This window comes from Tissierella simiarum (assembly GCF_018917865.1).
GTDB lineage: Bacteria > Bacillota > Clostridia > Tissierellales > Tissierellaceae > Tissierella_C > Tissierella_C simiarum.
Map to the genome: position 1 here is coordinate 297,124 of NZ_JAHLPM010000003.1, position 14,503 is coordinate 311,626.

Annotated in this window: 13 protein-coding genes and 1 rRNA gene; 13 read left to right on the top strand and 1 reads right to left on the bottom strand. The window is 30.7% G+C overall.

The genetic code is table 11. The features are described from left to right. The first annotated feature begins 43 nt into the window (after positions 1–43). From KQI42_RS05625 to KQI42_RS05680, 12 genes are all read left to right on the top strand, one after another. Positions 44–1,054, top strand: coding sequence for a LacI family DNA-binding transcriptional regulator (locus KQI42_RS05625; protein ID WP_216517612.1), 1,011 nt, complete (start codon positions 44–46; stop codon positions 1,052–1,054). Further along, positions 1,038–1,454: a hypothetical protein gene (locus KQI42_RS05630; RefSeq protein ID WP_216517614.1), complete on the top strand. Its 417-nt coding sequence runs from the start codon at positions 1,038–1,040 to the stop codon at positions 1,452–1,454. Before KQI42_RS05625 ends, KQI42_RS05630 begins: the two co-directional genes overlap by 17 nt. Before the next feature lie 18 nt (positions 1,455–1,472). After that, positions 1,473–2,033, top strand: a complete 561-nt coding sequence (gene thpR, locus KQI42_RS05635) for an RNA 2',3'-cyclic phosphodiesterase (protein ID WP_216517616.1) — start codon at positions 1,473–1,475, stop codon at positions 2,031–2,033. A gap of 80 nt (positions 2,034–2,113) precedes the next feature. Further along, positions 2,114–3,643: a histidine ammonia-lyase gene (gene hutH, locus KQI42_RS05640; protein WP_216517618.1), complete on the top strand. Its 1,530-nt coding sequence runs from the start codon at positions 2,114–2,116 to the stop codon at positions 3,641–3,643. 13 nt (positions 3,644–3,656) lie between these two features. Beyond that, complete coding sequence (locus tag KQI42_RS05645) at positions 3,657–5,681, top strand: urocanate hydratase (protein ID WP_216517621.1); 2,025 nt, start codon at positions 3,657–3,659, stop codon at positions 5,679–5,681. An 11-nt stretch (positions 5,682–5,692) separates the two neighbouring features. After that, positions 5,693–6,589 carry a glutamate formimidoyltransferase gene (gene ftcD / locus KQI42_RS05650; RefSeq protein ID WP_216517623.1) on the top strand — a complete coding sequence of 299 codons (897 nt, stop codon included), beginning with the start codon at positions 5,693–5,695 and terminating at the stop codon, positions 6,587–6,589. A gap of 9 nt (positions 6,590–6,598) precedes the next feature. After that, positions 6,599–7,858 carry an imidazolonepropionase gene (gene hutI, locus KQI42_RS05655; RefSeq protein WP_216517625.1) on the top strand — a complete coding sequence of 420 codons (1,260 nt, stop codon included), beginning with the start codon at positions 6,599–6,601 and terminating at the stop codon, positions 7,856–7,858. Positions 7,859–8,074: 216 nt separating this feature from the next. Further along, positions 8,075–9,196: a TMEM165/GDT1 family protein gene (locus tag KQI42_RS05660; protein ID WP_216517627.1), complete on the top strand. Its 1,122-nt coding sequence runs from the start codon at positions 8,075–8,077 to the stop codon at positions 9,194–9,196. A 204-nt stretch (positions 9,197–9,400) separates the two neighbouring features. Further along, positions 9,401–9,859 carry a chemotaxis protein CheW gene (locus KQI42_RS05665; RefSeq protein WP_216517629.1) on the top strand — a complete coding sequence of 153 codons (459 nt, stop codon included), beginning with the start codon at positions 9,401–9,403 and terminating at the stop codon, positions 9,857–9,859. Between the two features lie 20 nt (positions 9,860–9,879). Beyond that, a complete protein-coding gene (locus tag KQI42_RS05670) occupies positions 9,880–11,040 on the top strand; it encodes a sensor histidine kinase (RefSeq protein ID WP_216517631.1) in 1,161 nt (386 codons plus the stop codon). Between the two features lie 4 nt (positions 11,041–11,044). Further along, positions 11,045–11,707, top strand: coding sequence for a response regulator (locus tag KQI42_RS05675; protein ID WP_216517633.1), 663 nt, complete (start codon positions 11,045–11,047; stop codon positions 11,705–11,707). Positions 11,708–11,719: 12 nt separating this feature from the next. After that, positions 11,720–13,144, top strand: a complete 1,425-nt coding sequence (locus tag KQI42_RS05680) for an aminopeptidase (RefSeq protein ID WP_343231648.1) — start codon at positions 11,720–11,722, stop codon at positions 13,142–13,144. A gap of 16 nt (positions 13,145–13,160) precedes the next feature. On the opposite strand, the gene KQI42_RS05685 is transcribed toward KQI42_RS05680, so the two are convergent. Next, the gene (locus tag KQI42_RS05685) at positions 13,161–14,072 is read right to left on the bottom strand and encodes a selenium metabolism-associated LysR family transcriptional regulator (RefSeq protein ID WP_216517635.1); all 912 of its coding nucleotides are present in this window, start codon (positions 14,070–14,072) and stop codon (positions 13,161–13,163) included. A gap of 364 nt (positions 14,073–14,436) precedes the next feature. Between KQI42_RS05685 and KQI42_RS05690 the strand changes: the two genes are divergently transcribed. Next, positions 14,437–14,503: ribosomal RNA gene (locus KQI42_RS05690) — 16S ribosomal RNA — on the top strand; the annotation flags it as partial.

Below are 14,503 nucleotides of genomic sequence, written 5' to 3' on the forward strand. Positions count from 1 at the left end.
ATTAGGACAGAAAAATTATAATAAATCTATAAGGAGGATAAAAATGTCAGCAACAATAAAAGATGTAGCTAAGCTGGCAGAAGTGTCCATTTCTACAGTTTCAAGGGTGATTAATGATTCAAAACCCGTTAGCCCTGAAGTGAGAAGAAGGGTACTAAATGCTATAGAAGAATTAGGATATAAACCTAACGAGGTTGCTCGTAGTTTAGTTACGAAAAAATCAAATTTAATTGGATTAATAGTAAATGATATAGGAGACTCTTATGTTGCACAGATAGTTAGAGGAGTTGAAGAAGTAGGAAGAATGTATAATTATGATATAGTTCTGTGTAGTAGCTATGGAAGTAAGGATACAGAAATTAAGTTTGCTCAAGTTTTAAGAAGAAAACAGGTAGAGGGTATAATTGTAGTTTCTGAGATATTGAACAAAGAAATTATTGAGCAGATTAAAGAATATAAAATACCTTATGTATATTTAAATAAATACTATGATAGTATAGAATCTCCTACAGTTTCCATAGATAATTATGAAGCTAGCTGTATGATGACAGAGTATTTAATAAGTTTGGGACATAAAAATATATTATATGTAACTAATGAAAAAGATATGGACTTAACTATTGAGAAAGATAAAATTAAAGCATATAGAGATACAATGGAATTAAACAAAGTAGAAAGTCATATTTATGCAGTTAGCGGACATGGCATTGATGATGGCTATAATATTGGAGAGAAAGTAAAGGAACTTTATAATACTAAAGGAATAACAGCAGTATTTTGTTGTCAGGATGAAATTGCTATTGGGCTAATAAATTATTTCTATGATCAGAACATGAGAGTTCCTAATGATATTTCTATAAGTGGATATGGAGATATCAAACTTGCATCTATTTATAGACCAGAATTAACAACTATAAAGGAGCCATATTATGATATAGGTGCAGTAGCAATTAGAAGAATAATCAAAGAATTAAAAGGTGAAGGTGTAGAAGAACAATCTATAAATTTACCAATACAAATAATGAAGAGGGAAAGCTGTGAAAGAATTTATTAAGAAACCATTAGTGAAAATTATCGTTATACTTTTGGGAATAAGTCTTACTGTATCCTTATTAATGTCTTTATTTTTGAAAGGGCAGGGGACTTTTATAGTAAAATTAAGTAATAGCTTATTTGTTATGGGTGTTGGTCTGTTGGGAATATCAGTAATATTTCAAATAAGAGAGGCAATAATTGTAGTTAGAAACAAAGAAATTTTCAAGGATGGGAAAAAGGATCTATCAGACGGAGATACGAAAGAAAATAAAAAAATAAAAAGTAAAAAAGAAGAATTAAAAGATTCAACGAGAATTTTAATTTTAAGACGAAATATTTTCAATACTTTATATAAATCTTTTGCAATAACAGGTGGATTTTGTTTGGTCTTATCTTTCATAACTTTAATTTTTATATAAAAATGGGAGTATAACCGTATGAGATGTTTTATAGCTTTAGAATTTGATGATAATTTAATAGAAAAACTATCAGTTATTCAAGGAACATTAAAATCCAATTCCAATAAGGGTAATTGGGTCAGAAAAGAGAATTATCATCTCACTATAAAATTTTTAGGTGAGATAGAACAAGAACAAGTAAACAATGTTGAAACATTGCTAGAAAATATATCTTTAAAATGTTACTGTCCAAGTTTATCTTTGGGGGATATAGGATATTTTAACAAGAGAGAAAATTATTATGGTGTTGTATGGGTAGGATTAGGAGGAGAAGTTGATAAACTAAAAATAATTTATAACCAAATGGAAGAGGAGATGTATAAACTAGGATTTGAAAAAGAAAAAAGAAAATTCTCTCCACATATTACTTTAGGAAGAAGAATAAGCATTACTAATATGGATTTTTGTGATATAATAAATATTAATAATAAAAGTTTTGAATACAATTTTCAGTTAAATAAAATATCTTTGATGAAAAGTGAGGAAATTATGGGAAGAAGAGTGTATACTTCAATAAAATCCTATAAGCTTAAAAGTTAGCCGCAGATAATATCTGTGGCTTTTTTATACACTTTAATTTAGTAATGAACTAACCAATAAAATTAATTGGAGGGATAAAAATGAAAAAGGTCATTATTGATGGAAATAGTTTAACTCTAGAGGAATTAGTTAAAGTAGCAAGAGAGGGATGGCAAGTAGAATTATCACAGGAGGCTATAGAGAAAGTTGAAAAAGCTAGAAAATTAGTTGATAAGTTTGTAGATGGAGAAAAGGTTGTTTATGGAATAACTACAGGTTTTGGGAAGTTTAGTGATGTAGTTATTACTGGAGATGAAACTGTAACTTTACAAAAGAATTTAATAATCAGCCATGCTTGTGGAGTTGGAAACCCATTAGATGAAGACATAGTTAGAGGGATAATGCTTCTTAGAGCTAATGCTTTATCTAAAGGATACTCTGGAATAAGACTATCAACGTTAAAGACTTTAATAGATATGATAAATAAAGGTGTCCATCCAATTATACCAGAAAAGGGATCTTTAGGAGCCAGTGGGGATTTAGCTCCACTAGCACATATGGTTCTGGTGATGATAGGTGAAGGAGAAGCTATATATAAAGGCGAGAGAATGTCTGGTAAAGAAGCTATGGAGAAAGCCAATATTTCTACTGTGCAATTGACTTCAAAAGAAGGATTAGCTTTAATTAATGGTACTCAAGTAATGACATCTATAGGTGCTTTAACAATTTATGATAGTATTAACTTAAGTAAAATAGCTGATGTAGCAGCATCACTAACTGTTGAAGCTTTAAATGGCATAGTAGACGCTTTTGATGAAAGAGTACAAAGGATTAGGCCTCATAAAGGTCAAATAGATACTGCAAAAAATTTATTAACTTTATTGGAAAATAGTAAAATGACTACTAGGCAAGGAGAACTAAGGGTACAAGATGCTTATTCATTAAGGTGTATTCCACAAATTCATGGTGGAAGTAAGGACTGTTTTGAATACGTCAAGGAAAAAATTGAAATTGAAATCAATTCTGCAACAGATAATCCTTTAATATTTGAAAATGAAGAAGACGTAATTTCAGGAGGTAATTTCCATGGGCAACCTATGGCTTTAAGTTTTGACTTTTTAGGCATTGGACTATCAGAATTAGCGAATCTTTCTGAAAGAAGGTTAGAACGTTTAGTTAATCCTTCATTGAGCAATGGATTACCAGCATTCTTAGTGGAAAAGGGAGGACTTAATTCTGGATTTATGATAGTGCAGTATTCAGCAGCTTCTTTAGTATCCGAAAATAAGGTTCTAGCACATCCAGCCAGTGTAGATTCAATACCTTCTTCTGCTAATCAAGAAGATCATGTATCCATGGGTACTATAGCAGCTAGAAAAGCTAGAGATATTTTAGGTAACGTTAGAAAAGTTCTTGCCATGGAAATATTAGCAGCTTGTCAAGCCATAGATTTAAGAGGGAATAAAGGATTAGGAAAAGGAACGGATATAGCTTATAATATAGTTAGAGAGCATATAACTACCATTGAAGATGATAGAATAATGTATAAAGAAATAAATACTTGTGAAGAAATATTAAAGTCTGAAAAGATAATAAATGAAATTGAAAATGCAATTGGAAAATTATTATAAAGGAGGAGTTAACATGATAAATAATTATGAGATTTCCAATGCTATGACAATTAAGTTAGACAAAGAATTACCATCAATGATTGAATTTCAACCTGGTATAAGAAGAGCTCCAAAAAGAGAATTTACTTTAACAAAAAGGGAAACAGAAATTGCTTTAAAAAATGCTTTAAGATATGTACCAGAAGAGTTGCATGAAACTTTAGCTCCAGAATTTTTAAATGAATTGTTCACTTATGGAAGGATATACGGATATCGTTTTAGACCAAACGGAGCAATTAAAGGAAAACCTATAGACGAATATAAAGGTAAATGCATAGAGGGAAAAGCTTTTCAAGTAATGATTGATAATAATTTGGATTTTGATGTAGCCTTATATCCATATGAGTTGGTTACCTATGGAGAAACAGGACAGGTGTGTCAAAACTGGATGCAATATAGACTTATTAAAAAGTATTTAGAAGAATTGACAGATGATCAAACTTTAGTTGTAGCTTCAGGGCATCCAGTAGGATTGTTTAAATCTTCCAAAACTAGTCCAAGAGTTATTATTACCAATGCATTAATGATAGGACTTTTCGATGATCAAGAGCATTGGATAAAAGCGCAAGCTATGGGAGTTGCCAACTATGGTCAAATGACTGCAGGTGGATGGATGTATATAGGACCTCAAGGAATTGTTCATGGAACTTACAATACCATATTAAACGCAGGTAGAATGAAGCTAGGAATTAAAGAAGATGGAGATTTAGAAGGCTATTTATTTGTTAGTTCTGGATTAGGAGGAATGAGTGGTGCTCAGGGAAAAGCAAGTAAAATTGCTAAGGCTGTAGGAATAATTGCAGAAGTTGATTATTCAAGAATTCAAACTAGACTAGACCAGGGATGGATTGATAAATCTTTTGATAATCTAGAAGAATTATTTAATTTCGCCAATGAATGTAAGGAAAATAGAGAAGCCGTAGCTTTGGCTTATCACGGAAATATAGTAGATTTATTAGAATATGCTGTTGAAAATAATATAAGAATTGACTTATTGTCAGATCAGACTTCTTGCCATGCACCTTATGATGGAGGGTATTGTCCTCAAGGATTAACTTTTGAAGAAAGAACTGAATTATTGGGTAAGGATAAGTTTAAGTTTATCGAATTAGTAAATGAATCTTTAAGACATCATTTTTCAGTAATTAAAGAGTTGGTAAATAAAGGGACTTACTTCTTTGATTATGGCAATAGTTTTATGAAGGCTATCTTTGATGCTGGGGCTAAAGAAATATCTAAAAATGGTATTGATGAAAGTGAAGGATTTATTTTCCCATCATATGTAGAAGATATAATGGGACCTATGTTATTTGATTATGGTTATGGACCTTTTAGATGGGTATGTTTAAGTGGAAAACATGAAGATTTGATTAAAACCGATAAAGCTGCCATGGATTGTATAGATCCAAACAGAAGGGGACAAGATAGGGACAATTACATTTGGATTAAAGATGCAGAAGAAAATGGTCTTGTAGTAGGAACTCAAGCTAGAATTCTTTACCAAGATGCATTAGGAAGGACTAAAATAGCTTTGAAATTTAATGAAATGGTTAGAAATGGAGAAGTTGGTCCAATTATGTTAGGAAGAGACCATCATGATACTGGCGGTACAGATTCACCTTTTAGAGAAACTTCTAATATTAAAGATGGCAGTAATGTTATGGCAGATATGGCAACTCAATGTTTTGCAGGGAATGCTGCAAGAGGCATGAGTCTTATAGCACTACACAATGGTGGTGGAGTAGGTATTGGAAAGTCCATAAACGGTGGTTTTGGTATGGTACTAGACGGAAGTGAAAGAGTAGATAATATATTAAAAACTGCTATGCCATGGGATGTAATGGGAGGCGTTGCAAGAAGAGCATGGGCTAGGAATGAAAATTCTATATCAACTTGTATTGAATATAATAATAACTTTAAGGATACAGATCATATAACTATACCTTATGTAGCTGATGAGGAATTGGTTAAGAAATTAGTAGAGGAAAATTATAAATAGGGGGTAATCTAATGGCTAGAATTATTCAGTGCGTGCCAAACTTTAGTGAAGGAAGAAATAAGGAAATAATTGAGAAAATAGTAGAAGAAGTAAGAATTATGGAAGAAGTTAAGCTTCTTGATTATTCTATGGATAAAGACCATAATCGTACAGTAGTTACTTTTATCGGTGAACCTGAAAAGGTCATTCTTGCTGCCTTTAATGCTTGTAAGGTAGCTAGTGAACTTATAGACATGAAGAATCATACTGGAGAGCATCCAAGAATGGGAGCCACTGATGTTATACCTATAATTCCAATATCAGATGTAACGATGGATGAGTGTGTTCAGCTATCAAAGGAATTAGGTGAAAGGATTGGAAAAGAGTTGAACATTCCTGTATTCTTATACGAAAAATCAGCTCAAACTTCTTTAAGAGAAAATTTAGCCGATGTTAGAAGAGGTCAGTACGAAGGGATGGCAGAAAAGCTAAAAGACGAAATGTGGAAACCAGATTTTGGTCCAGCTAATTTAAATGAAAGGGCTGGAGTAACTGCAGTAGGTGCTAGAATGCCTTTAGTTGCCTTTAATGTAAATTTAGGAACCGATGATATTAATGTAGCCAAAAATATAGCTAAAGGTGTTAGAGCTAGTAGTGGTGGATTCAAATACTGTAAAGCTTTAGGGATAGAAATAAAGGAAAGAAACATAGTACAAGTTAGTATGAATATGGTAGACTATACTAAGACTCCATTATATAGAGTTTTTGATGTAATAGAAAGAGAGGCAAAAAGATATGGAGTAAATGTAGTTGGTAGTGAGGTTGTAGGGTTATTACCAATGGCTGCGTTAATAGATGTAGCAGATTATTATTTAAGATTAGAGAGCTTTGATCATAGTCAAATTCTTGAAAAAAGAATGTTTGAATAAGGTGATAATATGAGAGCTACTTTAATAATTAAAAATATTGACAACTTAATAACTTTAAAAGGTAAAGATAAACCTAGAATTAAAGAAGAAATGAGAGATATAGGACTAATTCAAAATGGAGTTATTGCTTTAAATGAAGCTGAGATCATTTATGTAGGGAAAGGAGAATTGCCAGAAAATATAACTATAGATGATGATACTATTATAATTGACGGAAAAGGAAAAACGGTAACACCGGGATTGGTAGATGCTCATACACATTTAGTTCATGGCGGTTCTAGAGAAAATGAGCTTTCTATGAAATTAAAGGGAATGGAGTATTTAGATATTTTAGCAGCTGGTGGGGGAATTCATAGCACTGTTAAGGCTACTAGAGAAGCAACCTTTGAACAACTATATAGTAAAGCTAAAAAGAGCTTAGACACGATGATTAGCTATGGAACTACTACGGTTGAGGCAAAGAGTGGATATGGTATAGGCGATTTTCAGACAGAAATAAAACAGTTGGAAGTGGCTAGAAGGTTGAACGAAGACCATCCAGTAGATATTATATCAACCTTTATGGGAGCTCATGCTATTCCAAAAGATTATAATGAAGATCCAGATAAATTTGTAGATATTATAATTAATGAAATGATACCAGAAGTTAGTAAGAGAGATTTGGCTAAATTCTGTGATGTATTTTGTGAAAAAGGAGTATTTACTATTGAACAATCAAGAAAAATTCTTCTGGCAGCATTAGAAAATGGTTTAATACCTAAAATTCATGCTGATGAAATAGAGTCTTTAGGTGGAGCCGAATTAGCTGCCGAAATTGGATGTATTACAGCAGATCATTTAATTGCTGCTAGTGATGAAGGCATTAAGATGATGGCAGGAAAAGGGATAATAGCGAATTTATTGCCAGGAACTAGTTTTAATTTGCAAGCGGGAAAGTTTGCTAGGGCTAGAAAAATGATAGAAGAAGGAGTTGCAATTGCTCTTTCTACAGATTATAATCCAGGTAGTTGTCCTACTGAAAATCTTCAATTGGTAATGAGCTTTGCTTCATTGATAATGAAATTGACTCCTGAAGAAGTAATAACGGCGGTAACAATTAATGGAGCAGCTGCTTTAGGTTTAGAAGAAAAGATAGGAAGCTTAAAAGTTGGAAAGCAAGGAGATATAGTTATATTTGATGCGCCAAATTTAGATTATATAATATATCATTTTGGAATTAACCATACTGATAAGGTTGTAAAGAAAGGAAAAGTTGTTTTTAGTAAGTAAACATTGTAAATAGATACTAAATAGTATATAATGTGTGTAATATGAGATGCTAAGAGGGAGTAGCTGTAGTATAATATACTACAAGTAGGATCAACATACTGGTAGAAATACCTGGTCCTATTTACTTAAGGTTTAAGGAGCGAGACTTTTAGCTTAATAGGAATTCCTATTAAGCTAAAAGTCTTTTTAATTATATATTAAAGAAAGGGGATAAAAATGATAGGAGAACTTATTAGAGCCTTTTTATTGATTTTTGCTGCAGAAATGGGAGATAAAACTCAAATCATTGCTATGACTTTTGCCACTCAATATAAAGTTAGAGATGTAATAGCAGGTGTTTTTATAGGAGTATTATTTAACCATGGAATAGCCATAGTTTTGGGAAGATATCTATCTAAAGTAATTCCATTAAATTTAATTCAAATAATAGCAGGAATAATGTTTGTTATATTTGGTATATTGGCTTTAAAAGATGAAGATGAAGAAGAAATAGAAAATAAGAAGGCTTTTGGTCCAATAGCTACAGTAGCATTTGCATTTTTTGTTGGAGAGCTGGGAGATAAAACTCAATTGACTGCTATGACTTTAGCAACAGAAGGAAATTTCCCCCTATTTATCCTTATGGGCACTATCTTAGGAATGATAGTTACTAGTGGATTGGGTATTTTTATTGGAAGTAAGATAGGAGAAAAAATTCCTGATATTTTTATTAAAATTACTTCTTCCATAGTATTTATATTTTTTGGAACTCTTAAATTGTTTAGTACTATTCCTTCTATTTATTTAAAACCTTTGAATATTATTTTATACTTTACTATTTTAATTGCTATAGAAAGTTATTTAATAAAAACTATAGTTAAACAGAGGAGAACAGGAGCTAAATCTTTGATGAAAGAAGTAGCCACAACCCTATACACTCAAACTCAAATGCTAAAAGAGGTTTTGGATAATATTTGTTTAGGAAGAGATAAATGTGGAGCTTGTTCCGGTAGTGAATGCTTATTAGGATATACAAGGCATATTCTTCGAGAAGCTAGGGAAAAAGGGAATTATTATGATGATTTTTCTGTTGATTTAAATAAATTAATTAAAAAAGATTATGATAAGACAAAGGTGCTACAGGCTTTAAGCTTGATATTATCAGATTATTTACAGAATGGCTGGGAACAAGATCAAAATTTTGTTATTAATCAAGTTAAGAGATCTTTAGAAATAATATTATTTGAAGAACCTATTAAGAATAAAGAGAATATTAACGATTATTTTAATGAAGTAAGAATAAAAGACAAAGTAATGGCTTCTATTTTAGAAGAAAGGGTTAAAGAAAATTTAATATGAATAAAAGATTGATGCCGTATAAACTTCTATATCTAGAAAGGTATAAGTATAAAAATAATTAGTTACCTCTTTTTAGTAGATGGTATATAATATATGTTAAAATAATATAATTCTTAAAATATATTAAAAATAAAGCAGGATAAAGTCTATAAATGTAGAACTAGTATGAATAATGTATTAAAATAGAACAGAAGGAGGAATAATATGGCTGAAAATCAATATGTAGTTTTTAAACTAGGTAAAGAAGAATTTGGAATAGACATTATGAATGTTAAAGAGATAGTGCCTCATCAAGATTCAATTCAAATACCAAATACTCCTAGTTTTATTGAAGGTATTATCAATTTTAGAGGAAGTGTAATTCCAATAATAAATTTAAAAAAACGATTTAAATTGGATTATGATGAAATTACAAAAGACACTAGAATCATCGTTATTACTTTAGAAGAAAAACAAATAGGTTTTATTGTTGATGAAGCTTCACAGACTGTTAGACTAGATGATGATCAAATAGATGAAGCACCGGACATAATATCTGGTGTAGACAGAAGATATATTACGGGAGTAGGCAAATTGGATGAAAAAAGACTTTTGATACTAATAGATTTAGAGAAAGTTTTATCAGATAATGAGATTGATGAGATAAATAAATTAGAAGTTTAAAAAATTATGGGGTGCAAAGTATGGAGAATAAGCTACCAAATATCAAAAAAATAAATGAAATATTAGATAAAACAATTAAATCTATTACAAGTAGTAGAGAAGAGATCCATGAAGTTGTAGACCATTCAAGAAATGAGTGTAAAAGATTAGAAGATGAATTAAATAAATTACAATCAAAAACAGAAAAGGTTATTAAGGAAGTTGATTCTTTGGAACTAGAAGAAAGAAGAAGCCGCAGTTATTTATCAAGGGTAAGTAAGAATTTCAATACTTATACTGAAAATGATATAAGAGAAGCTTATGAAATAGCTAATGAAATAAGAGTTAGGCTTATATTGAAAAGAGAAGAAGAAAGAACCTTGATAGAAAGGCGTAAAGAGACTGAGGTTAGATTAAAATCAGCTTGTGAAGTTTGTAAGAAGGCTGAAAATATAGACAAGCAAATTAGTGTAGCAACTGAGTATCTAATGGGAAATGTTGATCATATAGTAGGTACTGTTGATGATTTAAGTAAACGACATTTTCTTGGCATAAAGATTATTGAAGCTCAAGAAGAAGAAAGACAACGGGTAGCTAGGGATATTCATGATGGTCCAGCTCAGTCAATGGCAAATATAGTAGTAAAGACAGAACTGTGTGAAAGGTTACTAGAAGTAGATAAGGATAGAACAAAAGAGGAACTTGGCAATCTTAAAACCATAGTTAGAGGAGCATTGAAAGATATTAGAAAAATAATATATGACTTAAGACCTATGTCCTTAGACGATTTAGGTTTAGTTCCTACTATTGAAAGATATGTATCTATTTTTAAGGAAGATACTCATATAGATATAGAATTAAAGATACTTGGAAGCTTTAATGATATGGAACCTGTTATAGAGGTTGCAATTTTTAGAATAATTCAAGAATCCTTAAATAATATCCAAAAACATTCAAAAGCTACTTATGTTATGATATCTATGGAAAAAACCTTAACTAGACTGAACATATCTATTTTAGATAATGGTGTCGGGTTCTGTGTTGATGCAGTTAAAAATAGTACTAAAACCGTTTCAGGTGGATTTGGATTAATGAACATTAGAGAAAGGGTAGAATTATTAAACGGGAAATTCCAAATAAAATCATCTCCAGGCTTAGGAACTAAGCTAAGCCTATTCATACCTTTATCCGAGGAGGAATAAATTAATGAAGAACAGACCAATAAGTGTAATGATTGCAGATGACCATGCACTAATAAGAGAAGGAATAAAACAAATATTAGAACTAGAAAATGATATAACTGTTATAGCTCAGGCTGGAGATGGGGAAGAAGCCATAGAGAAGGCGTTAGAATTAAAACCAGAAGTTATTTTATTAGACATTAATATGCCAAAGGTAAATGGCATTGAAGCTCTTAGAAGATTTAAAGATCTTGGAATCAGTTCAAAGGTTATAATGTTAACTATTCATGAAGATAAAGAATATATATATGAGACAATAAAAATTGGAGCTAATGGATATGTATTAAAGGATTCAGAGGCAGACAGTCTTATTAAAGCCATTAGGGATGTAGGGAGAGGTAAAACATATATACAGCCTAGCATAGCAACGGTATTAGTTAAAGACTCACAAAACATGAATAACGAAAATAATAAAGAGTTTATGAAAGTTAATTCTTTAACTAAGAGAGAGTATGAAGTGTTAATTTTAATAGCAGAAGGTCTAAACAATAGAGATATTGCTGAAAAACTGTTTATTAGTGAGAAAACAGTTAAGAACCATGTATCTAATATCTTTAAGAAATTAGAGGTAAATGATAGGATACAAGCTGCTATTTTTGCATTTAGGAATAATATTAAGAAAATTTAAAGGAGGGTTACTGTGGAAGATAAATTAGATATAAATGAATTAAAAGATAAAATTTTATTTAATACTAATAATGTTTGGGACAAGATAGATAAAGAGGAAACAGAAGAAGTATTTAAGATAAATGAAGATTATAAAGAGTTTCTGGACAAAGGAAAAACAGAAAGAGAGTCTATTAAGGAAATAATAAAAAGAGCAGAAGAAAAGGGATTTAAATCAATTGAAGAAATTTTAAAAGAAAATACTAGATTATTACCTGGAGATAAGATATATATAAATAATAAAGACAAAGGTGCTGCTTTGTTTGTTATTGGAAAAAATCATATTGAGAAAGGTATGAATATAATAGGATCTCATATAGATTCACCTCGATTAGATCTAAAACAAAATCCATTATATGAAGATTCTGATTTAGCTTTTTTAAAAACTCATTATTATGGAGGAGTAAAAAAATATCAATGGGTTGCATTACCTTTGGCTTTGCATGGCATAATACTTAAGAAAAGTGGAGAAAGAATAGATGTATCTATTGGTGAGGACCATGATGAACCAGTATTTTACATAACGGATTTACTTCCACATTTAGCAAAAGATCAAATGAGTAAGACCTTAAGTGATGGAATTACTGGGGAAGGTTTAAATATTTTAGTAGGTAGTATTCCTTTTAACGATAAAGATATTAAAGATAAAATTAAGTTTAATATATTAAAAATTTTATATGAAAAGTATGGAATTATAGAAGAAGACTTTATAGCTGCAGAGCTTGAGTTGGTACCTGCTGAGAAAGCAAGAGATTTAGGTTTTGATAGAAGTATGGTTATGGCTTATGGACATGATGATAGAGTTTGTGCTTATACTTCATTAAAAGCTATATTAGATATTGAAGAAGTAGACACTACAGCTGTTGCTTTATTTGTAGACAAAGAAGAAATTGGAAGTGTTGGTAATACTGGAATGGAAGCAGCTTTCTTTGAGAATGGATTAATGGAAATAGTTAATCTTTTAGAAGGAGAATATAATTTATCTATAGTTAAAAAGTCATTAAGTAATTCAAAAGCTTTATCTGCAGATGTAGCAGCAGGATATGATCCAAACTATTCTGATGCCTATGAAAAATTAAATACAGCTTTTATAGGAAAAGGAATTACAATAGTTAAATATACGGGATCTAGAGGAAAAGGCGGATGTAATGACGCTAATTCAGAATTTGTTAACTATGTAAGAAGTATTTTTAATAAGAACAATATAGTATGGCAAAGTGGTGAATTAGGCAAAGTAGATCAAGGTGGAGGAGGTACCATAGCATATATACTTGCTAGACATGGCATGGAAGTATTAGATTGTGGAGTACCTGTTCTTAGTATGCATGCACCTTATGAAGTAGTAAGTAAAGCTGATGTTTATATGACTTATAAAGGATATAAAGCGTTTTACTGTTAATAAAAGACCAAAAGGCTTAAGCTTTTTGGTCTTTTATATATTCTAATATAAAATTTTTAAAGGTTTCACTAAGAGGAGAAAGTTGTCTACTTTTATGAAAAACAAAATAGAACTTTCTAGTTAAATCTATACCATTAATGTAGTAAACTTTATACTTGTCCAATTTAATGTCATCAGATACTGCCTTTTCAGACAAAAAGCTTACCCCTACTCCAAGAGACACTAATTCTTTAATTGTTTCAGTATCTTCTATATAAGCCATTACATTAAGTTGACCTAGAGATATACCTGCTTTTTCTAATTTACTTTCTATTAAATCTCTAGTTCCAGAACCCTCTTCTCTAAAAAGAATCTTATCCTTAAATAAAACATTCTTGTCAATATAAGAATAATTCGGTTTATCATAAGCTGGGGTATTTGGAGTAATAAGCAAAAGCTTATCTTCCATTAATTCAATGTATTTTAAGCTATTAGATTGATACTTAGCTCCAACAATACCGAAATCGGTTTCACCATCTAAAATACTTTTAACTACTTTCTTTGAATCTTTATCGGACAAATTAAAAGATACATCTGGATATTTAGTTAAAAAGTTTTTAATAATATTTGGGAGCACATACTTTCTAGGAACGGAACTAGAGTATATATGTAAATGTCCCTGTATCTTACCCTGGTAAGTTGCTAAATCAAACTTAGCCATTTCACAGGAGTTAATAATATTAATAGCATATTTATACAATAAATTACCTGCATCAGTTAAAGTAATTTTTTTCCCAAATCTATTAATTAAGAGGGTGCCTAGTTCCTTTTCTAAATTTTGTATATGGTTAGTAACTGTAGGTTGAGTAATAAAAAGTTTTTCTGCAGCTTTTGAAAAACTTTTAAGTTTTGCTACTTCAACGAAAGTTTCTAATTGGCGCAAATCCATTTCAATCACCTCTTTCTATTATCAATCTATCATTATTCTATTAGATTATAGTTATAGATCTATCCCTATTCTAACAGATTATAGATAAATTTTAAAATATAAAATTTCTATTCTATAATATAATACTATTGACAAACCATTTAAAAGCTGATAATATGAAATAGCTGTCACAAGAAAGGGCTTAAAAACAGCCTTTTAAAAAATTAAAAAAGATTTTTTAAAAAGTGTTGACAGAAGAAACAGAATGTGCTATATTATAAAAGTCCCCTCGATGAGGGAGGCGAAGAACCTAGAAAACTAAACAGTGTGAAATACTTTGAGTTAGAAATTTATTCAAAGAGAAATAAAAGAGCTAATCAAACTTTTAAATGAGAGTTTGATCCTGGCTCAGGACGAACGCTGGCGGCGTGCCTAACACATGCAAGTCGAGC

Bases quoted from the DNA above. Each gene is read 5' to 3' on its own strand.
- KQI42_RS05685 (WP_216517635.1), bottom strand. From the start codon at position 14,072: ATGGATTTGCGCCAATTAGAAACTTTCGTTGAAGTAGCAAAACTTAAA.
- KQI42_RS05645 (WP_216517621.1), top strand. From the start codon at position 3,657: ATGATAAATAATTATGAGATTTCCAATGCTATGACAATTAAGTTAGAC.
- hutH (WP_216517618.1), top strand. From the start codon at position 2,114: ATGAAAAAGGTCATTATTGATGGAAATAGTTTAACTCTAGAGGAATTA.
- ftcD (WP_216517623.1), top strand. From the start codon at position 5,693: ATGGCTAGAATTATTCAGTGCGTGCCAAACTTTAGTGAAGGAAGAAAT.
- hutI (WP_216517625.1), top strand. From the start codon at position 6,599: ATGAGAGCTACTTTAATAATTAAAAATATTGACAACTTAATAACTTTA.
- KQI42_RS05670 (WP_216517631.1), top strand. From the start codon at position 9,880: ATGGAGAATAAGCTACCAAATATCAAAAAAATAAATGAAATATTAGAT.
- thpR (WP_216517616.1), top strand. From the start codon at position 1,473: ATGAGATGTTTTATAGCTTTAGAATTTGATGATAATTTAATAGAAAAA.
- KQI42_RS05660 (WP_216517627.1), top strand. From the start codon at position 8,075: ATGATAGGAGAACTTATTAGAGCCTTTTTATTGATTTTTGCTGCAGAA.
- KQI42_RS05665 (WP_216517629.1), top strand. From the start codon at position 9,401: ATGGCTGAAAATCAATATGTAGTTTTTAAACTAGGTAAAGAAGAATTT.
- KQI42_RS05675 (WP_216517633.1), top strand. From the start codon at position 11,045: ATGAAGAACAGACCAATAAGTGTAATGATTGCAGATGACCATGCACTA.
- KQI42_RS05625 (WP_216517612.1), top strand. From the start codon at position 44: ATGTCAGCAACAATAAAAGATGTAGCTAAGCTGGCAGAAGTGTCCATT.